Below are 20,249 nucleotides of genomic sequence, written 5' to 3' on the forward strand. Positions count from 1 at the left end.
TGCGAAGAAGGAAGAGTATGAAGCATTTCACTACATCCGTCAACTCCTTCTTTTCCTGCTCATCGCCGTTTCCGGTGATCCTCAACTGCCGCATTTGACTGCGTCTCATTGGGGAGGCGAACTATAGCCAACTCCAGGCCAGGAAGCAAGCTTTATCCTGAGAAATCATCGTGTGCAGCGTAAAATGGCTGCTTTCCCTCGATCCGCACCTGTCATGACCATCCTGCTCTCCACCCTGAACGCCCGCTACACCCACGCTTCGCTGGGCTTGCGCTATTTGCTGGCCAATATGGGTCCGCTGCAAGCGCAGACGCGGCTGCAGGAATTCGTCATCGGTACAAAAACCACGGAACTGGTCGAGCGCATCCTCCTCAACAAGCCGCGCATCATCGGTTTTGGCGTGTATATATGGAACGTCGAGGAAACCACCAAGCTGGTGGCCATGCTCAAGCGCGTGGCGCCCGAGGTCATCATCGTGTTGGGCGGGCCGGAAGTGTCGCATGAGGCGGGCGAGCAAGAGATCGTCAAACTGGCCGACTACCTGATCACAGGCTGGGGCGACGTCACCTTTCCCAAGCTGTGCGGCGAGATCCTCAACGGCCCGAAGCCGCTGATGAAGATCCATGCAGGCGTGCAAGCGCCACTGGCGGAACTGCAACTGCCCTACTCCCTGTATACAGACGACGATATCCGCCACCGCACGATTTACGTGGAAGCGTCGCGCGGCTGCCCGTTCAAATGCGAATTCTGCCTGTCGGCGCTGGACAAGACGGCCTGGCCCTTCGCGCTGGAGAATTTCCTGGCCGAGATGGAATCCCTGCATGCGCGCGGCGCGCGCCTGTTCAAGTTCGTCGACCGCACCTTCAACCTGAATATCAAGACCAGCTTGAAGATCATGCAGTTCTTTTTAGACAAGATCGAAGCCAACCCGGACGATCCCATCTATGCCCACTTCGAGCTGGTGCCCGACCACTTGCCCGATGCCTTGAAAGAAGGCATCAGCAAATTCCCGCCCGGCGCGCTGCAGTTCGAGATCGGCATCCAGAGCTTCAATCCGGACGTGCAAGCGCTGGTGAGCCGCAAGCAAGACAATCAAAAGGCGGCCGACAACATCCGCTGGCTGTGCGAGGAATCGAATGCCCACCTGCACGTGGACCTCATCGCCGGCCTGCCGGGCGAGGATGAAGCCAGCTTCGCGGCCGGTTTCAACAAGCTGGTGGCGTTGAAACCGCATGAAATCCAGTTCGGCATATTAAAACGGCTGCGCGGCACGCCCATCATCCGCCACACGGAAAACTATGGCATGGTGTTCGACCCGCACCCGCCCTACACCATCCTGGCGAACAAGCAGCTCGATTTCATGAGCATGCAGCGCCTCGTACGCTTCGCCCGCTACTGGGATCTGGTGGCCAATTCGGGCCGCTTCGCCAATACGGTGCAGTGGATGCTCGGTGATGCGCCGTTTGAAAATTTCATGGATTTTTCGAACTGGCTGTACGCCCATACGGACGCCACCCACCGCATCGCCATGGAGCGCCTGGCCAAGCTGGTGGCGCAATGGCTGCAGACGCGCGGCATGAGCGCGCTCGAAGCCAATGCCCTCGTGGCCAGCGACTATGCGGGCGGCGCGCAAGCGGCCGCGCATGGCAAGCCAAGCGAAGTGAGTACTAGCGGCGCCAAGGTGCGCCCGGACGTGGCCCTGCCGCAGCGGCAGGCACGCCATCTGGCGTCCTGACAGGCCGGTGATTGAACAGCGGTAGCGGTCTGCGCCATTCTCCCTTAAACTGGCACGATGCCGACTGTACAATCGCCGAAACTGACCCTCTCCCAGACCAGCTCCCAACAGGGAGCCATCGTGACCGCCAGCGGCACCTGGCAGGTGCATGCCCTCGCGCATGACAATGCCATCAAGGCCATCGATGCCCAGCTCAAGCCCTTGCAGGGCGATGCGAAGGTGCAATGGGACCTGTCGGCCATCGACAGCATGGACCATATCGGCGCCCAGCTGTTCTGGAATGCCTGGGGCAAGCAGCGCCCGGCGCAGCTGACCCTGGCGCCATCACAGGAAGAGTTTTTCCGGCGCATCGAAGAAACGGGCCCTTTGGCAACGCCGCCTTCGCGCGCCAACCGCCTCACGCCCGTGATGAAACTGGGCATGGCCATCCTGCTGTTTTTCGAACATTTGAAGGGGTTTATTGCCCTCGTGGGCCAGGTGACGCAGGACATCGGCCGCTTCGCGCGCCATCCCATGCGTGGGCCGTGGCGTGAAATTTCCGCCAATATCTTCCATGCGGGCTTCCAGGCGCTGGGCATCACGGCCCTGGTCGGCTTTCTGATCGGCGTCGTGCTGTCCTATCTATCGGCGCAGCAACTGCGCGCCTTTGGCGGCGACATCTATCTGGTCAACCTGCTGGGCATGAGCGTCATCCGCGAACTGGGGCCCTTATTGGCCGCCATCCTCGTGGCCGGCCGTTCGGGTTCGTCCATCACGGCGCAGCTGGGCGTCATGCGCGTCACCGAAGAGCTCGATGCCATGCTGGTGATGGGCATCTCGCACGGTTTCCGCCTGATCATGCCGAAAGTGCTGGCCCTGGCCATTTCCATGCCCCTGCTCGTGATCTGGACGGATACGGCCGCGCTGATCGGCGGCATGGTGGCGGCCAAGGTGGAACTGAATCTGTCGGCGCGCTACTTCATCCAGAAGCTGCCGGACGCCGTGCCGCTGGCCAATTACATGATCGGCCTGGGCAAGGGCGTCATCTTCGGCATGCTGATCGCGCTTGTCTCGTGTCACTTCGGCCTGCGCATCAAGGCCAATACGGAAAGCCTGGGGCACGGCACCACCACCGCCGTCGTCACGGCCATCACCGTGGTGATCCTGGCCGACGCCGTGTTCGCCATCGTCTTCAATGGAGTGGGATATTGATGGCGGACAACGATAACGCTTGCAAAGTGAGCGAGGGCAACGAGGGCCAGTTCAACCTGCATGGCAGCGCGCCCGTGGTGGACATCACCAATCTATGGACCAAGTTCGGCCGCACCGTCGTGCACCAGGACTTGAACCTGGAAATCGAGCGCGGGGAAATCCTCTCCATCGTGGGCGGCTCCGGCACCGGCAAGACGGTGCTGCTGCGCCAGATGCTGGGCCTGGAACATCCGGCGCGCGGCTGCGTGCGCGTCTTTGGCGAAGATATCAACAAGGCAAGTTCCGACCAGCTGCAACAGTTGCGCAACCACTGGGGCATGCTGTTCCAGCAGGGCGCCCTGTATTCGGCCCTGACCGTGTTCGACAATGTGGCCCAGCCCATGCGCGAATTGCGCGTGCTGCCCGAGGCGCTGGTGCACGACGCGGTATTATTGAAGATGAATATGGTGGGCCTGGGCCCGGAACATGCGCTGAAAATGCCATCGGACTTGTCGGGCGGCATGATCAAGCGCGTGGCCCTGGCGCGCGCCTTGGCGCTGGAACCGAAGCTGCTGTTCCTCGACGAACCCACGGCGGGCCTGGACCCGGACCTGTCGGAAAGTTTTGTCGCCCTGATCCAGTCGCTGCACCGCGAACTGGGCTTGACGGTGGTGATGGTCACGCATGACCTCGACACTTTGTTCGCCCTGTCCACGCGCATCGCCGTGCTGGCGGAAAAACACGTGATCGCCATCGGCCCCACGCGCGAGGTGATCGAAGTCGACCACCCGTTCATCAAACAATTTTTCCTCGGCGACCGCGGCAAGCGCGCGCTGGCCGTCCTCGATGAGAAACAGGCGGCGGCGGGCAAAGCGGCGCAGCCAGGCGACGACGCCGGCACTGACAAGAAAGCGGAGAAGTAATGGAAAACAGATCACATGCCCTGATGACGGGATTTTTTACGCTCACCTTGCTGGTGGCCGCCATTTTGTTCGGCGTCTGGTTCAACCGCGACCGCGTGGAACGGGTGCCGTACCTGCTCGCCACTACCCTGTCCGTGCCGGGCCTGAACCCGCAGGCAACCGTGCGCTACCGGGGCCTGGAAGTGGGCAAAGTCGACGCCATCGACTTCGACACGCAAAAGGCCGGGCAAATCCTCGTGCACATCAGCGTGGCGCCCGACACCCCCGTCACCAACACCACCTTTGCCACCCTCGGCTACCAGGGCGTGACGGGCATCGCCTACATCCAGCTCGACGACGAACAGGTGGGCTCGAAACTGCTGGGCACCAGCAAGGACAAGCCGTCGCTGATCCCCCTGCGCGCGGGCTTGCTCGACCAGCTGGAAAAGCGCGGCAAGCGCATCCTGGACCAGGCCGAGCAGATCACCAACAAGGTCAACAATCTGCTCAGCCCCGACAACCAGGCCGCCATGCTGGGCGCCTTCAATGAAGTGGGCAAGGCGGCCAAGGCCTTTGGCGCCATTCCTCAGCAACTGGAGCCGACGCTGACGCAATTGCCGCAACTGACGGAACAAACGCGGCAAACCTTGACGGCCGTCAGCACGGCCAGCAAGAACGTGTCGGACTTGACGGCCACGTGGAAAAAGCTGGGCAACGACATCCAGGCGCCAGGCGGCGTGCTCGAGAAGGTCAATGGCACGGTCGAGCGGGTCGGCTACTCGGTGGAAACGGTGGCCAATGGCGTGTCGCTGGAAGTCTTGCCGCAGGTAATCGAGCTGAGCGGCGAGGCGCGCTCCTCGATGCGCGCCCTGAAAACCACCATGAGCACGCTCAATGAACAGCCGCAGAGCATCTTGTTCGGCGCCCCAGACATCCAGCCCGGCCCGGGCGAGCCCGGGTTTTCGGCGCCGGGCAAATAAGGAGAACACCGCATGCCTATTTCACGCAATCTCAGCGCACTCATCCTGGCCGCCGCATTCCTGCTGGGCGGCTGCGCCAGCCGCGGCCCCGTCCCCACGTTTTATGATTTCGGCCCGGCCGCGCCGCCGGCAGCCGCGCAGCCGGCGGCGCCAGCCGTGCCCGTGCTGGTCATCGCCGACGCCAACGGTCCTTCCTGGCTGGACAGCCAGCGCATGTATTACCGTCTGCTGTACGCCGATGCGCAGCAATCGCGGCCGTACGCCTACAACCGCTGGAACACGCCGCCACTGCAACTGCTGAGCCAGCGCCTGAAAACCCGCGTGGCGCAAAGCGGCGTGAAAGTGCTGTCCACCACGGACGCGGCTGCCGGCATGCCGCTGCTGCGCATCGACGTCGATGATTTTTCGCAAAACTTCGATACGCAGACGCACAGCAGCGGCCATGTGTCGCTGCGCGCCTCGGTCTTTCGCGGCCACCGCCTGATCGACCAAAAAACCTTCAGCCGCAGCGGACCGGCCGGCAGCGCCGACGCGCAAGGAGGCGCGCAGGCGCTGGCGGCGGCATCGGACGCCATCGCCGCCGACCTGCTGGCCTGGCTGGGCACGCTGACCATTCCGAAAGAATGACGGCACCAGCTTCCCCCGCCGGCCCGGCGGCACCGCTGCCACCGCCGCGGTCCTCGCCCGTGTCGCGCGCGACCCTGCTCGCCTACGTCTTCCTGATCGTATACGCCAGCTGGTTTCCGTTTACGGGTTGGCACAGCAATGGCTTGTCGCCACTGACGTTCCTGGAAAACACGCGCATGCCCCGTTACTGGACGGGCTTTGACGTGGGCATCAACGTCGTCGGCTACATTCCGCTGGGTGCATTGATCGTGTATTCGCTGTTTCCACGCATCACGGGTTTCTTTGCCGTCATCGTCGCCAGCCTGTGCGGCATGTTGATTTCCGGTAGCATGGAAGCCGTGCAAACCTATTTGCCCAGCCGCGTATCGTCGAATCTGGATTTTTATACGAATGCGGCCGGCTGCTGCATCGGTTCCCTCATCGGTGCCGTGACGGCGCGCAAGCTGCTCGACCATAGCCATCTGTACCGCTTGCGCCAGCGCTGGTTTGCCCAGCACGCCAGCCAGGGCCTGGTGCTGGTGGCCCTGTGGCCGCTGGCGCAGATCTATCCGCAAGGCTATCTGTTTGGCCTGGGCCAGCTGCTGCCCATCCTGTCGGACTGGCTGTCGCGCCTGGCGGGCATGGAGATCGACCTGGCCACGTATTTGCGTCCCGATGTGGTGTTGACCGTCGAGCAATATTGGCTCTCGGAAACGATTATCACGGCTTGCGGCATGACGGGCGCCGTGCTTACCTTGCTGTGCCTGCTGCGCCGCGCCGCGCCCCGCGCCGTGCTGATGCTGATCCTCATCGCCGCCGCCTTGATCGTGCGCTCGATGGCCAGCGCCCTGCTGTTTTCACCGGAAAACGCCTTCGTCTGGATCACCCCGGGCGCCCAGGGCGGTTTCCTGATCGGCCTGATCATGCTGGGCGGCCTGGCGTTCGCCCCGCACGTGGCGCAGCGCCGCATCGCCACCGCCACCTTGCTGCTGAGCCTGGTGATGGTGAATACGACGCCGATCAACCCGTACTTCATGTCAACCTTGCAAGGCTGGGTACAAGGCAAGTTCCTGAACTTCAATGGCGCGGCGCAATTCCTGGCTCTGCTGTGGCCGTTCATGGCCCTGTGGTTCCTGTGCCTGCCCTCGCACCGCCTGAACCGGCAGGAAGACGCGCAGCGCCAGCGGCGCGAAGACCACCCATAAGCGTTATCATGGCGCATTGATGAATCAGCAGGAGCATAGTATGAGCGACGCACCGTATTTTGAACGCCACGTTTTTTTCTGCATGAATAAACGTGAAGACGGCCGCAACAGCTGCGGCGACCATGGCGCGGAAGCGGCGCAAAAGCATTGCAAGCGCCGCATCAAGGAACTCGACATGAATGGCGCGGGCAAGATCCGCATCAACCAGGCCGGCTGCATGGACCGCTGCGAAGAAGGCCCGCTGCTGGTGATCTACCCGGAAGCGACCTGGTACACCTATGTCGACACCAGCGATATCGATGAAATCATCGATACGCACCTGGTGGGCGGCAAGGTTGTCGAACGCCTCAAGATTTAATGCCAATTTAAGAGAATGCCACCAGTATGAGCATCATGAACAGAAACTCGGAAAAATTTACCCTCGCCGGCCATGCAGGCAGCATGGAAGGCTTGCTCGATTTCCCGGCAGACACCCCGCGCGGCATCGCCCTCGTTGCCCATCCGCATCCGTTATACGGCGGCACGATGGATAACAAGGTCACGCAAACCCTGGCGCGCGCCTTTGTCGCCCTCGGTTACGTGGTGGCGCGCATCAACTTCCGCGGCGTGGGCGCCTCGGAAGGCGTACATGACCATGGCGCGGGCGAGACGGACGACATGCAATTGCTGTACGAACACATGCGCGGCCTGTATCCGGGCTTGCCCGTGGCCTTGTCCGGTTTCTCGTTCGGCACCTTCGTGCAATCGAAACTGCAGGAACGCCTGGCCGCCGCCGGCACGCCCGTCGAGCGCCTGGCGCTGATCGGCAGCGCGGCCGGCAAGTGGGCCATGGCCGATATTCCCGCCGACACCATTTTGATCCACGGCGAACTGGACGACACAATTCCCCTGTCCGCCGTCTTCGACTGGGCCCGTCCACAAGACATTCCCGTGATCGTGATCCCCGGCGCCGACCACTTTTTCCACCGCAAGCTCAATCACATCAAGAACCTCGTGATTGCCCTGTGGCATGGTGACAAACCCGCAATAGCAGCAGATGACCATTGAAGTGTGGGCTTACTAGCGCCTCCACGGCTATAATTGATCCGTTTTTTCCACGCGGCCATGCAGGTAGCAACAGCATGGCCCTCAGCCTCCATCTTTTTCTCGCAGACCAGCCCCATGAAAAAACTTTTAGCGGCACTGGCCTCCAGTGTATTTTTCTTTTCCGCCGCCTACGCCCAGAGCGTTCCAGCCCCGACCATCGCCGCCAAGTCCTGGCTGTTGCTTGACGCCACCAGTGGCCAGATCATTGCTTCGCAAGATCCGGACGCGCGCATCGAACCGGCATCGTTGACCAAGATCATGACGGCTTACCTGACGTTTGCCGCCATCCGCGAAAAGAAACTGGCGCTGGACCAAAAAGTGAACGTCTCCGTGCGCGCCTGGAAGGTCGATGCGAGCAGTTCGAAGATGTTCATCGACCCGGCCACCCCTGTATCGATCGACGACCTGCTGCATGGCCTGATGATTCAATCGGGTAACGACGCCGCCGTGGCACTGGCGGAAGCCGTTGCCGGCGATGAGGGTACTTTCGTCGTGCTGATGAACCGCGAAGCCCAGCGCATGGGCTTGAAAAACACGCGTTTTGCCAATCCGCATGGCTTGCCTAGCCCCGACAACTATTCCACCGCGCAAGACTTGTCCGTCCTGGCCAAGCGCGTGATCGCCGACTATCCGGAATTCTACAAGATCGATTCCGTAAAAAGCTTTACGTACAACAAGATCACCCAACCTAACCGCAACCGCCTGCTGTGGCTGGACCCAACCGTCGACGGCATGAAGACGGGCCACACGGAAGCTGCCGGCTATTGCATGATCGCGTCGGCCCGCCGTCCCGGCGGCACCGGCGAGCGCCGTCTGATCTCCGTGGTGCTGGGCACCACGTCCGACCAGGCCCGTACGCAGGAAAGCCAGAAGCTGCTGAACTGGGGCTTCCAGAACTTCGATACGGTCAAGCTGTACTCGAAAGGCCAGGCCGTGGCCACGCCGGAAGTATGGAAGGGCTCGAAAAGCACCGTGAAAATCGGTTTCGCCCGCGATGTGCTCGTCACCGTACCAAAAGGCACGGCGGCCAAGATGAAACCTGTGCTGGAACGCAAGGATCCGCTGGTCGCGCCCCTGGCCGAAAACGCGCCTGTCGGCAAACTGAAAATGATGGTCGACGACAAGGTCCTGCTGGAACTGCCGGTCGTGGCACTGGAAACCATCAACCAGGCCACGATCTTCGGCCGCGCCTGGGATTCGATGCGCCTGTGGATGAAGTAAATATTTCTTGTCTCACGTAAAAAATGCCCGCAGATGCTGCGGGCATTTTTTTCGTCCGCAGACTTTATTTCGCCGGCGCATCCTTCAGGTGCGGCTGGCGCGCCACGGGCGGGAAGGTGCCGTGGCGGCCGGCCGCAAACGTCGCTTCCGTCTGCGATGCTTGCACCGGCACGGACACCTTGCGCACCTTGGCCACCTGCGCCGCCGTCACCGGTGTGCCGCGGTTGCCCCAGCTGGTCTGGATGAAGGTCACCACCTGGGCAGTCTGCTCGTCATTGAAAATGTCGGCATACGGCGCCATCGTCAGCGCCGACGGCGCCGTGCGCGTGGCCGGCACGGCGCCGCCCGACAGCACGATGTTGATGGCCGACGTGGGATCGTTCGTCTGCAGCACGGCATTGCCGGCCAGCGCAGGAAACGCCTTGTCGTAGCCCTTGCCGTCGGAACGGTGGCAGCCGGCGCAACGGTCCAGGTACAGCTGCGCGCCTTTTGAGTTGACGATACCGCTGAACAATTGCTTGCCCAGCTTGTCGTCCGCCACGAACGCCGGCGTGGCCGGGTTCGATGGCGGCAAGGACTTCAGGTATTTCGCCATCGCCGCCAGGTCGCCATCCGTCATGTGCTGCATGGAATGGGCCACGACGTCGTTCATGGCGCCGAACGAGGCCGTGTGGCTGTTGCGGCCCGTTTTGAGGAATTCGGCGATCTGCGCCTCGCTCCAGCGCGCCAGGCCGCCGCCATGCTCATTGCGCAAGGAGGGCACGGACCAGCCGTCGATCACGCCGCCGCCCGCCAGAAAGGTGGTATTGCCCGCGTCCGTCAGCGATTTTTCCTGCATGCCCACGCCACGTGCCGTATGGCAGGCGCCGCAGTGGCCCAGGCCCTGCACCAGGTAGGCGCCGCGCAACAATTGTGCGTCACCCGCGACTGGCGCCTTGTACGGCTGCGGCGTGGGGGCAAACGCCCAGCGCCAGATGGTCAACGGGAAACGCATCGACAGCGGCCACGGGATGTCGGCCGCCTTGTTCGGCGTCGGGTTCGCCTTCACGCCATGCATGAAGTAGGCGTACAGCGCCTGCATGTCCGCTTCGCTCAGGCGCGAGTACGATGGATATGGCATGGCCGGATACACGGTGTAGCCATGTTTCGTCACGCCGGTGCGCATCAGCTTGTCGAAATCGGCAAAGCTCCAGTCGCCGATGCCGGCCTTTTTATCGGGCGTGATGTTGGTGGAATACACCTTGCCGATCGGCGTTTCCATGCCCAGGCCACCGGCGAACGGCTGGCCTTTCGTGCCGGCCGTATGGCAGGCGATGCAGTCGCCGGCGCGGGCCAGATATTCGCCCTGGCGTATCAGCTGGGCGTTCGGGGTGGCGGCGGACCAGGCGATGCTGGGGGTACTGGAGGCGAGCGCCAGCAGCAGCGCGCCCATGGTATGGGTGAATGGTTTGTTCATCTTCTTGTTCTTTATCAGGCGACCAGGGGACGGGGATCTTTCAGGTATTGCTCGCGGATGGCCTTGGCCGACCAGTAGGTCAGCGCGCAGGCGAGGCCCGTCGGGTTGTAGCCGATGCCGACCGGGAACACGCTGGAGCCGACGGCAAACACGTTGTGCACGTCCCAGCTCTGCAGATAGCGGTTGACGACGCTGGTCTTGCGGTCCGCGCCCATGGCCGTCCCGCCCGCCCAGTGGGTAGTCTGGTAGTTGCGCAGATCGAGGTGGTCGCCCACGCTCTTGACGGACACCTTGATAGCTTCCGGGTTCATGGCTTCGGCCACCTTCATCATCTTGTCCGTGACGAAACGGCTCATCTTGATGTCGTTTTCCTTCCAGTCGAAGGTAAAGCGCAGCAATTGCTGGCCAAACTTGTCCGTATAGGTCGGGTCGAGGTCGACATAGCAGTCGCGGTAGGTCATGTTGGCGCCATGACAATCGAAGGAGACCGTGTTCAGGTAGCTCTTCTTGACGGCCTTCTTCCAGGCCGCCCCCCAGGCGGGCGTGCCATCCGGCGTGGCGATGCCGGAAATTGGCTTCGAGCCGGCCGGGTTGCACCAGGCGGGCGAGCCGCCGACAAAACCCAGCGGGCCATGGTCGAAATTGTCGCCATTCCAGTCATCGAGCGCGACGCCGGTGCCGCCGGCACCGATGAAGGGGTTGGTGTTCGTGTCTTCCTTGAAGAAGGTCTGGATGGTGGACATCATCTGGTAGGCGATATTGCGCCCCACCACGCCTTCATTGCTGACGGGGTCGTATGGCTTGCCGATGCCGGAGAGCAAAAACAGATGCGCATTGTTGTAGGCAAAGGCGCTGGCGATGACCAGGTCGGCCGGCTGCTCGACGGCCTTGCCATCCGCATTGATGTAGGTCACACCCGTTGCGCGTTTTTTGCTGCCGTCGAGGTTGATGCGCACGACGTTGCAGTTGGCGCGCAACTCGAAGTTCGCCACCATGCGCAGGGCCGGCATGATGTTGACGTTGGGCGACGCCTTGGAATAGTTGTAGCAGGCGTAGCCGGAGCAGAAACCGCAGAAGTTGCACGGGCCCATCTGGCAGCCATACGGGTTCGTGTACGGGCCGGACGCGTTCGACGAGGCGTTGACGAACGGATGGTAGCCGACGGCCTTGGCCGCGCGGCGGAACAGCTCGGCCGTGTACGGTACTTTTTGCGGCGCCAGCGCGTAATTGTCGGAACGGTCACCCTCGAACACATTGCCGTCGCCGACGACGATGCCGTTGACCTTGTACGCCTGGCCCGAGGTACCAAACACTTTCTCGACGAAATCGAAGTGCGGCTCCAGCTCGGCGTAGGTCACGCCAAAATCCTGGATCGTCATGCCTTCGGGAATGAATTTCTTGCCATAGCGGCGTTCGTAATGGCTGCGGATTTGCAGCTCTTCCGGCAAGACGCGCCAGTGCATGCCCGACCAGTGCAGACCTGCGCCGCCCACGCCCGTGCCGGGTTTGAAGGCGCCGATCTGGCGGTAGGGCACAGCCACACCCGTGATGCTGTGGCGGAAGGTGAACGTGCTCTTCGACATATCCTGGAACAGCTTGCTACGCTGGATATAGGTCAGCTCGTCGAGGGTCTTCGGATAGGCGCCGTCGGGATAGGTGTCGCGGTACTCGCCGCGTTCCAGCGCGACCACGTTCAGGCCCGCCTCCGTCAATTCCTTGGCCATGATGGCGCCGGTCCAGCCGAAGCCGACAATCACGGCATCGACAGGCTTCATTTTTACATCGGGTTTGATATCACTCATGATGGTTTTTCTTTTTCTTTGATCTGCTACAAAAAGTTTTATGCTATGGAGACCGGCGGCAGCGGGTATTTCTTGCCATACTGTTCCACCCAATCCATGTAATCGGCGCGCGCGCCGGGAAAACCCACCATCTTCCAGGCCAGCATGTCCTTGTTGCCGCCATGCACGGGATCGCAAAAATATCCTTCGCGCGTGTTTTGCAGCAGCTGGTTGAAGAAGACTTTCGACGGCACCGCGCCGATGTCCAGGCTACCCTTTTGCAATTGCATGATGATGGCGTCGCGCTCGGCCGCGTTCAGTTGCACGAAAGGCTTGCCGGACTGTTTATGCACGGCCGCGTTCACGCCGGCCAGGGCGCTCTGGTACAGCTCGCGCGGCGCCATGTGGAACTGGTAGCCGAACTGCTCGATCGATGGCACGAATGGCCCCTGCATGTACCACAGCGCGCCATACGCGTACGGCGTGTTCATCTGCGCGTCGATGAATTCATGCGCGCCCGCTTCCAGCGCGCCCGGCCCCTCGCCATCGGCGGGAATCAGGCGGTCGACCAGTGCCGTCAAGGTGGCCCATTCGGTGGCGTCGAAAAAGCGCGGTTTGTAGGCAGGCTGGTCCTTGGAGACGGCCATGGCCAGGCCGCCGCCGGCGCCGGCCAGCAAGGCCACGGCAGGCGCGGCGCCAACGGCCTTGCGCAGGAACTGTCGCCGCTGGGGCGAAATCCCGATGATTTTCATAGGTTTTCCTCAGGCGGCACGAGCCGCCACAGTGGTGGATGTGGGAGTCAGAAAGAAAATGCGGGCATGCGCCGCGGAGAGTGCAGATTTCACGTGGAGATGACTGGGGTATCGCGGCGCATCCACTTGCCGGTGAATTGACCAAGATGATTGACAAGCAGTTGCTTTACATTTACGGTGCGCATCGTACCATAATTAAAAGAAACATTCAGAGACAGGCTCAACGTGATTAAAAAAGAGGCAGCAGCGCGTGGCCGCCCGCGCAAGGCGGGCGTGGAAGATGCGGTGCTCGAAGCGATTGTCATGCTGGTGCGCCAGCATGGGCTGGAAGCGGTGACGATACAGATGGTGGCCGACGCGGCCGGCGTGGGGCGCCAGACGATCTACCGGCGCTGGCCACGGCGCGAAGACATGCTGCTCGACGCGCTCGTCAAGCGCACGGCGGAAAAGCTGCAGCGCGCGCTCGACATGCCGGACGGCCAGGAAATCGAGGCGATCTGCGCGCGCATCTTCGACAACCTGAACGCCGATGGCCGCTTCACCTGCGATTTATTGGTGCTGATCCACAATGATGCGGCCGCGCAGCTGCGCTTTCGCGAACAGATCGTCGCGCCGTGGATCACCCTGGTGGTGCAGCGCCTGGTCAACATCGGCGTGCGCGCCGACCTCGACCTGCGCCTGTTCGCCTTCATGCTGCAATCGGCGCTGGTGTACCAGATGCAGCTGGATGGCCAGCTCGACGATGCCCTGCAGGAACGTTGCTGCCGCTTTATCCGCAGCATGCTGTAGCACTGGATATAATCGTGGCGTCACCTTCTTCGCCACCACCAGAAAGCCAGCCCATGAGCCATGTATTTCCCGCCAGCCTGCAAGCGCCGCGCAGCCGTTTGAGCAGCAACGGTCCCGAACTGTCGCGCATCGTCGCCGGCATGTGGCGCATCGGCGAGTGGAATATGTCGGCGCAGCAACGCCTGGCCTTCATCGAGCAATGCCTGGCACTGGACGTGTCCAGTTTCGACCATGCCGATATCTATGGCGATTACAGCGCCGAGGGCTTGTTCGGCGAAGCGCTGGCCCTGCAGCCGGGCTTGCGCGACAAGATGGAGCTGGTCAGCAAGTGCGGCATCAAGCTGCTGTCGCCGCACCGTCCCGGCCACGCCATCCAGCATTACGACACGAGCGCGGCGCACATCACCAGTTCCGTGGAACAGACCTTGCGCCAGCTGCAGACCGACCGCCTGGACTTGCTGCTGATCCACCGTCCCGACCCGCTGATGGATTTCGACGAGATCGCCGGCGCATTTACCCAGCTACAACAAGCGGGCAAGGTCTTGCACTTTGGCGTATCGAATTTCAGCCGCCACCAGTTCGACTGCCTGCACCGGCGTTTCCCGCTGGTGACGAACCAGGTGGAATTCTCGCCGCTGCACGTGGCGCCCCTGTTCGACGAAACCTTCGACGGCTTGCAGGACGTGGGAGTGGCGCCGATGATCTGGTCGCCGCTGGCCGGTGGCCGGCTGTTCCAGGGGGGCGACGCGAACGTGGAGAACTTGCGCAATGTCATCAAGCAGATCGCGGATCAACTGCAGCGTCCGTTTGCCAGCGTGGTGTTTGCCTGGATCATGCAACTGCCGTGCCGTCCCCTGCCGTTGACGGGCACGGGACGCATCGAGGCCGTGGGCGTGGCAGTGGAAGGCACGCAGTTTACGCTCAGCCGCAGCGACTGGTTCGCCATCCTGCGCGCCGCGCGCGGGCACGAGGTCGCCTGAGATTAATCGATCTCGTCCGGGTCGTTGAACACCTGAGGCAAGGCGATGCCGCGCCAGCCCAGGTACCACGCCAGGTTGAGCAGCAGGGTGGCGGCGATGTAGACGGCGAAGAACAGCGCGAAGAAGCTGGTCTTCAGCCACACCAGCAGGGCGACGGCCACGATCAGCACCAGCAGCGCGGCCAGGCTTTTCTTTTGCTTGGAGCTGGGGAAACGCAAGGTCGACACCATCAGGCTGCCCACGCCGACGAGCAGCAGCATCAGCAGATAGCTGTGCAGCATGGAATCGATGGGCGCCGGCCACGCCACCACCACGGCCGCCACGCAAGCGGCCCCGGCCGTGATCGGCATGCCGACGAAATACAGGGGATCGGTACGCCCCACGTTCACATTGAAGCGCGCCAGGCGCATGGCGCCGCAGGCGACGAAGAAGAAGCTGGCCATGCCGCCGAAGCGCAGCAGCAGCGGATCGTGCACGCCCATCTGCACAAAGCCGTAGCAGTACAACAGGACGGCCGGGGCGCAGCCGAAATTCATCACGTCGGCGATGGAATCGAGCTGCACGCCAAACTGCGAACTGGTGTTCGTCAGACGCGCGACGTAGCCGTCGAGCGCATCGAACACGCCGGCCAGCACCAGCAAGGCGGCGGCCAGGCGATAGGCATCCGCGTCGCCGACAGTCGCGTTATCGACGGAAATGACGATGCTGGCAAAACCGCAGGCTATCGAAAGCAAAGTCACCATGCTGGGCAAGGCGTACTTGGCGCGCTGCAGGCGCGACTTGGGCGATGTGTTCAAATTTGTGGGCAATCAAAGAAATCGGCAATGAGGCTACGCAGCACCAAACGCTGCACTATGCCCATTCTACCCTGCGCAGCTGCGGCACCGTCCGCGCACGAGCACGCGACATATCTTTTCATGGATGCTCTACGGCAGATAAAAATACCTTAGAATCGTTTCACAGGGCAACACGCTGCCCACCACCTCTGTCCGCCTACCTATACAGGAGTCAACTTGATTGCCTCGTCACTGCGTTGGAAATACTGGATACCCGCCCTGCTGAGCGCAGCACTGCTGAGTGCCTGTGGCGGCGGCGATAGCGGCGACAAGACGTCGCTGAGCACCTCGACCCCGGCCGGGCAGCTGACGCAGGAACCGGGCGCTCCCGCCCTCAGCAACAATATCGCCACCGATGGCTTCAACTGGATCAATTACCGGCGCGCTCAGATCGGGCTGACGCCGCTGGTACGCAATGGCCCAATCGACAACGCGGCACTCGGCCACTCCAACTATCTGAACAGCAATAGTGTGGTGGTGCACAATCAAATCAAGGGCAAACCAGGCTTTACCGGCGAAACACTCTACGACCGCCTGACCGCATCAGGCTATGGCGTCACTTCCGTCTGGGGGGAAGTCATCGCGGGCGTGGCGACCAACTCCGGTTTCTACATGGCGGAAAACCTGATCACGGCCGTGTATCACCGCTTCCTCATCTTTGAACCGATCTTCAAGGAAGGCGGCGCCGGCGCGGCCGTCAACAACAGCGGGTATGCCTATTTCACCACCGACCTGGCGGGCAATAGCCGCTATGGCCCCGGCTTGCCAGCCGGACAGATCGTCAGCTACCCGTTCACCGGACAGACCAAGGTCGCCACCAGTTTCTCCAGCAATGAGGAAGAACCCGATCCCGTGCCCAACCAGGACGTGGTCGGCTACCCCATCAGCGTCCATGCGAATTTCGATGCCACCCTCAGCGTGACGGCGTTCACCGTGCGCCAGCGTGGCGCCGGCGCGGACCTGACGGTACGCCTGCTCAGCAAGGAAACCGATGCCATCAATACATCGCGTTCAGTGGCCGCCATCATCCCCTTGGCCCCCCTGCGGGCGGCCACCACCTACGACGTGAGTTTCATCGGCAAAGTCAGTGGCGCGGACGTCACGCGCAGCTGGTCATTCACGACGCGATAGCGATATTGCCGACTGCCAAGCGGGCGCAGCGTCGGGCATGACTGGATGTAGAATAGCTGTTCCTGCTTTACGGCAATTGACAAGTTTTGGGGCGCTCTGCACAGCATGCTGAAACCACACGCCACTTGCGATGATGATGATGATGCCGCCGTTGCGGCATCCGACATGGTCCGTATTCTCGATGTCGAGAACGGACTGGGCCGCATCATGGGCGACCGCATCCTGTACCTGAAAATCCTGCGCCGCTTCCTGCATGACCACGGCACCACGCCGTGCCAGATCCGCGCCGAATTCGACACGGGCAACTATGCCTCCGCGCGCCTGAAGGCGCATACCCTGAAAGGCGCCGCCGGCATGATCGGTGCGCACCATGTGCATGGCCTGTCGGCAACCTTGGAGTCGGCGCTGCGCGCGCAGGCAACCGACCTGGCCCGGCAGATGCTGCAACTGGAACTGGCGCAGGATCAATTGCTCGGTGCGGTCAGCAGCATGCTGGGCACGCCGGAGGCCACCCACACGGCGGCGCAGGACGTGGCGCCCGACCCTGCTGCGCCCGCCATCCAGCTGCTGCTGGCGCGCCTGGCCAGCCACCTGCGCGAAGGCGACGGCGCGGCCATCGACATTCTGGAAAACTCGGCCAGCCTGCTCGCTGCCAGCCTGGGCGTGCATGTCTACCAGGAAGTGGCCGCGGCTGCGCATGAGTTCGACTACGACGGCGCGCTGGCGGCGCTGCTGCGGCGCCGCTAGCGCTCAGCTGTTGTACTGCGCCTCTTCCGCATACGCCACGCCACAACTCTTGCAACAGAAACGGCGCACGGCGTCTAGCGGCTTGTCGCAATACCAGCACGCGCCTTTCGGCGGCAAGGAGGCGATCAATTCCGGCATGGCGGGCAGTGGGCGCGCCACTACCCCATCCTCGCATTCCACGACATCCGGCTGTTTGCTGTCCATGGCGCTTCCTTTCCTAGCGGCACTTCAAGGCCGCTCAGCAAGATTACGTCATTAAAGTTGATGCGGTATGAGCATGCGCAATAGACCGCTCTCCCGTGGGATACATGGCAGCAAATGGCGCTATTCGCGGCGAGGCTGGGTTTGCACACTCGGCCCCACAAGATCGGCCCGTTCCATGCAGTAAGGCTCCCACTCTGTCTCCTGCCGCATGACGAAAGTCATATTGGCAAGACGCGCACCGTGCGCCTGGATGGCTTCCTTGCGCTGGGGTGTATTGACAAGCAAGGCCATCACTTGACCTACCTTGTTTTCATCCTCGCGGACCAGCTCGCCAAGGCCAGCCAGGCATTCACTGCTGCGTATCGCCATCGAATGCGCATGTGACGATTCCCAGGGTGTGGTTGCCAGAATAGCCGCCTGGCTGCTGATGGCAACATTTGCCATGCCCCGCAGAAGCCGGGCATCTCGCGAAAAATGCCGCCGCAGGAACAACTCGACATCATCGCGCACGCCATTATCATTGCTATCAATACCGGCAAGCGTTTGTTTGCCAGCAGCACCAGGATCAGGCGGTAGCACAGTGTCGATCGTCAATTGCAATGGGGCGGCAGCCAAAACCGCGATAGGAGAAACAAGCGCCAATGCGAAAAAAACAATAGCGGTGCTACGCGGGAATGAAGGATATGTCATAGGAACTCCTGGTTGGGAATTCCGACTATAAAACCGTCACACGGCAAGCTATTGCTGTTACACAATCAATATGAATTTGCTTGCGGATACAGAGCCGGCTGAAAACCACATCCAATAAATCATCCGGCGAAATTTCGCCGGTGGCGCTCGACAGTTGCACCTGCGCCAGGCGCAGCTCTTCGGCGAACAGATCGAGCGCCGGTCTTTTCGCCGTTCGAGGTGTATGCAAAAAAACACCTCCGATGCTTATTTCCGAAAGCTCCTGACGGCATCATTTGCATGCTCGGCGATGAGTTTCTTAAGCGCCGGCTGTCCAGCATACTTGGCAGACAGCCGTTTCCACTGCTTCTGCGCCTGGCCGCACGATTGCTCGACGGCCTGCGTGATCTCGCGCTGGCGCTCCTTGTCGTGATCATCCCACTCGCCGGCAAAATGCTCGCACATTTGCGCCTGATCAATGAACTGCGCCACGTCGCGCGGCAGCTTTTCCTCAGCCTGAGCCAGCAAGGGCAGGCAGCACAGTGCGGCAGCGATCCACATTTTCATCGTTGCCCCTTACTTGCCGATGCAGAAACGGCTGAAAATCACGCCCAGCAGATCGTCCGGCGAAAACTCGCCCGTGATGCTCGACAGCTGTACCTGCGCCAGGCGCAGCTCTTCGGCGAACAGGTCCAGTGACTGGTCGTCCTGCGCCGCGTGTTCGGCGGCGATATCAAGGTGCTTGCCGGCCGATTTCAAGGCGATCAGATGGCGTTCGCGCGCCAGGTACAGCGATTCGCCCGTCTGCTGCCAGCCGGCGATGCGCAGCAACTCAGCACGCAGCAAATCGATGCCGATGTGCTCGTGCGCCGACAGATACACGTGGGTGGCGTCCGGCAGGGCATCCACACTGGGCTTGTGGCCCGACAGGTCAATCTTGTTCCACACGCGCACCACGGGCACGCCTTCGGGGAAGGCGGCGACGATGGTTTCGTCGGCCAGCGTCGGACCGTGGTCGGCATCCAACAGGTGCAGGATCACGTCGGCCTTGCCGATCTCGCCCCAGGTGCGCTCGATGCCGATGCGCTCGACGGCGTCGATGGTGTCGCCCGCGCTGCGGATGCCGGCCGTGTCGATGATGTTGAGCGGAATACCCTCGATCTGGATGGTTTCGCTGACCTTGTCGCGCGTGGTGCCGGCAATCGGCGTGACGATCGCCACGTCGGCGCCCGCCAGCGCGTTCAGCAACGAAGACTTGCCCACGTTCGGCTGGCCGGCTAGCACGACATTGAGACCTTCGCGCAGCAGCGCGCCCTGCGCCGCCTGCGCAAACACTTTATTCAAGGCTACGATGACGGCTTTCAACTGGCCGCGCGCGTTCGATTTTTCCAGGAAATCGATTTCTTCTTCCGGGAAGTCGAGGGTCGCCTCGACCAGCATGCGCAAGCCCGTCACCTGCTCCACCAGCGCGTGGATGGTGTTCGAAAACGCGCCCGACAGCGATTGCGAGGCGGACTTGGCCGCCGCTTCCGTGGAGGCGTCGATCAGGTCGGCCACGGCTTCGGCTTGCGCCAGGTCAAGCTTGTCATTCAAAAACGCGCGGCGCGTGAATTCGCCCGGTTCGGCCAGGCGCAAGCCGCTGTCGCGGCCCGCTTCGAGCACGCGCGCCAGCAGCAGCTGTAGCACCACGGGGCCGCCGTGACCCTGCAATTCCAGCACGTCTTCGCCCGTGTACGAATGCGGGCCCTTGAAGTGGATGGCGATGCCCTGGTCGATGATGGCGCCGTCGCTTTCCGTGAAGGGCAAATAGCTGGCGTGGCGCGGTTTGAGTGGCTGCGCGCCGAACAGGGCGACCATCAAAGGGGCGAGATTTTTGCCGGAGGCGCGTACCACGCCGATGCCGCCGCGCCCGGGGGCAGTGGCGATGGCGGCGATAGGGGAAGAGTCGAGTTTCATGGGGATATTGTAGATTAAAAAAAAGCCCGCGCGAGGCGGGCTT

The 20,249-nt window shown here is 62.0% G+C and carries 22 protein-coding genes; 13 read left to right on the top strand and 9 right to left on the bottom strand.

Features of this window, described 5'->3' with window-relative positions:
* Nucleotides 1-214: 214 nt before the first annotated feature.
* The 9 genes from AC54AF_RS14990 (at nucleotide 215) to AC54AF_RS15030 (ending at nucleotide 8,905) form a co-directional block, all read left to right on the top strand.
* Complete coding sequence (locus tag AC54AF_RS14990) at nucleotides 215-1,735, top strand: B12-binding domain-containing radical SAM protein (protein WP_496637167.1); 1,521 nt, start codon at nucleotides 215-217, stop codon at nucleotides 1,733-1,735.
* A gap of 57 nt (nucleotides 1,736-1,792) precedes the next feature.
* Complete coding sequence (locus tag AC54AF_RS14995; RefSeq protein ID WP_496637168.1) at nucleotides 1,793-2,926, top strand: MlaE family ABC transporter permease; 1,134 nt, start codon at nucleotides 1,793-1,795, stop codon at nucleotides 2,924-2,926.
* Nucleotides 2,926-3,828 carry an ABC transporter ATP-binding protein gene (locus AC54AF_RS15000; protein ID WP_496637169.1) on the top strand — a complete coding sequence of 301 codons (903 nt, stop codon included), beginning with the start codon at nucleotides 2,926-2,928 and terminating at the stop codon, nucleotides 3,826-3,828. The genes AC54AF_RS14995 and AC54AF_RS15000 overlap by 1 nt, the downstream gene beginning before the upstream one ends.
* Entirely contained in the window at nucleotides 3,828-4,787 is a 960-nt protein-coding gene (locus AC54AF_RS15005; RefSeq protein WP_496637170.1) for an MlaD family protein, read from the top strand. Before AC54AF_RS15000 ends, AC54AF_RS15005 begins: the two co-directional genes overlap by 1 nt.
* A gap of 12 nt (nucleotides 4,788-4,799) precedes the next feature.
* Nucleotides 4,800-5,414, top strand: a complete 615-nt coding sequence (locus tag AC54AF_RS15010; RefSeq protein ID WP_496637171.1) for an ABC-type transport auxiliary lipoprotein family protein — start codon at nucleotides 4,800-4,802, stop codon at nucleotides 5,412-5,414.
* Nucleotides 5,411-6,598, top strand: a complete 1,188-nt coding sequence (locus AC54AF_RS15015; protein WP_496637172.1) for a VanZ family protein — start codon at nucleotides 5,411-5,413, stop codon at nucleotides 6,596-6,598. Before AC54AF_RS15010 ends, AC54AF_RS15015 begins: the two co-directional genes overlap by 4 nt.
* A gap of 40 nt (nucleotides 6,599-6,638) precedes the next feature.
* Complete coding sequence (locus AC54AF_RS15020) at nucleotides 6,639-6,956, top strand: (2Fe-2S) ferredoxin domain-containing protein (protein WP_070310269.1); 318 nt, start codon at nucleotides 6,639-6,641, stop codon at nucleotides 6,954-6,956.
* Nucleotides 6,957-6,991: 35 nt separating this feature from the next.
* Entirely contained in the window at nucleotides 6,992-7,645 is a 654-nt protein-coding gene (locus AC54AF_RS15025) for an alpha/beta hydrolase (RefSeq protein ID WP_035828394.1), read from the top strand.
* Nucleotides 7,646-7,759: 114 nt separating this feature from the next.
* Entirely contained in the window at nucleotides 7,760-8,905 is a 1,146-nt protein-coding gene (locus AC54AF_RS15030) for a D-alanyl-D-alanine carboxypeptidase family protein (protein WP_496637173.1), read from the top strand.
* Between the two features lie 64 nt (nucleotides 8,906-8,969).
* Here the strand turns inward: AC54AF_RS15030 and AC54AF_RS15035 are convergent, their stop codons facing one another.
* Genes AC54AF_RS15035 through AC54AF_RS15045 form a run of 3 tightly spaced genes read right to left on the bottom strand, consistent with a single transcriptional unit; the run spans nucleotide 8,970 to nucleotide 12,894 of the window.
* Complete coding sequence (locus tag AC54AF_RS15035) at nucleotides 8,970-10,361, bottom strand: cytochrome c (RefSeq protein ID WP_496637174.1); 1,392 nt, start codon at nucleotides 10,359-10,361, stop codon at nucleotides 8,970-8,972.
* A 14-nt stretch (nucleotides 10,362-10,375) separates the two neighbouring features.
* The gene (locus AC54AF_RS15040; protein WP_496637175.1) at nucleotides 10,376-12,163 is read right to left on the bottom strand and encodes a GMC family oxidoreductase; all 1,788 of its coding nucleotides are present in this window, start codon (nucleotides 12,161-12,163) and stop codon (nucleotides 10,376-10,378) included.
* 38 nt (nucleotides 12,164-12,201) lie between these two features.
* Nucleotides 12,202-12,894, bottom strand: a complete 693-nt coding sequence (locus tag AC54AF_RS15045; RefSeq protein ID WP_496637176.1) for a gluconate 2-dehydrogenase subunit 3 family protein — start codon at nucleotides 12,892-12,894, stop codon at nucleotides 12,202-12,204.
* 225 nt (nucleotides 12,895-13,119) lie between these two features.
* Here AC54AF_RS15045 and AC54AF_RS15050 point away from each other — a divergent pair, with 225 nt between their 5' ends.
* Nucleotides 13,120-13,683, top strand: a complete 564-nt coding sequence (locus AC54AF_RS15050; protein WP_496637177.1) for a TetR/AcrR family transcriptional regulator — start codon at nucleotides 13,120-13,122, stop codon at nucleotides 13,681-13,683.
* Between the two features lie 53 nt (nucleotides 13,684-13,736).
* Entirely contained in the window at nucleotides 13,737-14,663 is a 927-nt protein-coding gene (locus tag AC54AF_RS15055; RefSeq protein WP_496637178.1) for an aldo/keto reductase, read from the top strand.
* A 2-nt stretch (nucleotides 14,664-14,665) separates the two neighbouring features.
* Here AC54AF_RS15055 and pssA read toward each other — a convergent pair whose 3' ends face one another.
* On the bottom strand, nucleotides 14,666-15,460 hold the full coding sequence (gene pssA, locus AC54AF_RS15060; RefSeq protein ID WP_496637179.1) for a CDP-diacylglycerol--serine O-phosphatidyltransferase: 795 nt from the start codon (nucleotides 15,458-15,460) through the stop codon (nucleotides 14,666-14,668).
* 216 nt (nucleotides 15,461-15,676) lie between these two features.
* On the opposite strand from pssA, the gene AC54AF_RS15065 reads away from it, so the two are divergent.
* Complete coding sequence (locus AC54AF_RS15065; RefSeq protein ID WP_496637180.1) at nucleotides 15,677-16,630, top strand: CAP domain-containing protein; 954 nt, start codon at nucleotides 15,677-15,679, stop codon at nucleotides 16,628-16,630.
* A gap of 105 nt (nucleotides 16,631-16,735) precedes the next feature.
* A complete protein-coding gene (locus AC54AF_RS15070; RefSeq protein ID WP_131689709.1) occupies nucleotides 16,736-17,377 on the top strand; it encodes an Hpt domain-containing protein in 642 nt (213 codons plus the stop codon).
* A gap of 3 nt (nucleotides 17,378-17,380) precedes the next feature.
* On the opposite strand, the gene AC54AF_RS15075 is transcribed toward AC54AF_RS15070, so the two are convergent.
* The 5 genes from AC54AF_RS15075 to mnmE all read right to left on the bottom strand — a co-directional run bounded on the left by AC54AF_RS15075 (nucleotide 17,381) and on the right by mnmE (nucleotide 20,206).
* A complete protein-coding gene (locus AC54AF_RS15075; protein WP_496637181.1) occupies nucleotides 17,381-17,581 on the bottom strand; it encodes a hypothetical protein in 201 nt (66 codons plus the stop codon).
* Between the two features lie 120 nt (nucleotides 17,582-17,701).
* A complete protein-coding gene (locus tag AC54AF_RS15080; protein WP_496637182.1) occupies nucleotides 17,702-18,271 on the bottom strand; it encodes a hypothetical protein in 570 nt (189 codons plus the stop codon).
* A 25-nt stretch (nucleotides 18,272-18,296) separates the two neighbouring features.
* Nucleotides 18,297-18,500, bottom strand: a complete 204-nt coding sequence (locus AC54AF_RS15085; RefSeq protein WP_496637233.1) for a hypothetical protein — start codon at nucleotides 18,498-18,500, stop codon at nucleotides 18,297-18,299.
* 17 nt (nucleotides 18,501-18,517) lie between these two features.
* Nucleotides 18,518-18,817 carry a hypothetical protein gene (locus tag AC54AF_RS15090; RefSeq protein ID WP_496637183.1) on the bottom strand — a complete coding sequence of 100 codons (300 nt, stop codon included), beginning with the start codon at nucleotides 18,815-18,817 and terminating at the stop codon, nucleotides 18,518-18,520.
* 9 nt (nucleotides 18,818-18,826) lie between these two features.
* The gene (gene mnmE, locus AC54AF_RS15095) at nucleotides 18,827-20,206 is read right to left on the bottom strand and encodes a tRNA uridine-5-carboxymethylaminomethyl(34) synthesis GTPase MnmE (RefSeq protein ID WP_496637184.1); all 1,380 of its coding nucleotides are present in this window, start codon (nucleotides 20,204-20,206) and stop codon (nucleotides 18,827-18,829) included.
* Between the last annotated feature and the right edge of the window lie 43 nt (nucleotides 20,207-20,249).

It is taken from the genome of Janthinobacterium sp. JF4, from assembly GCF_059617925.1.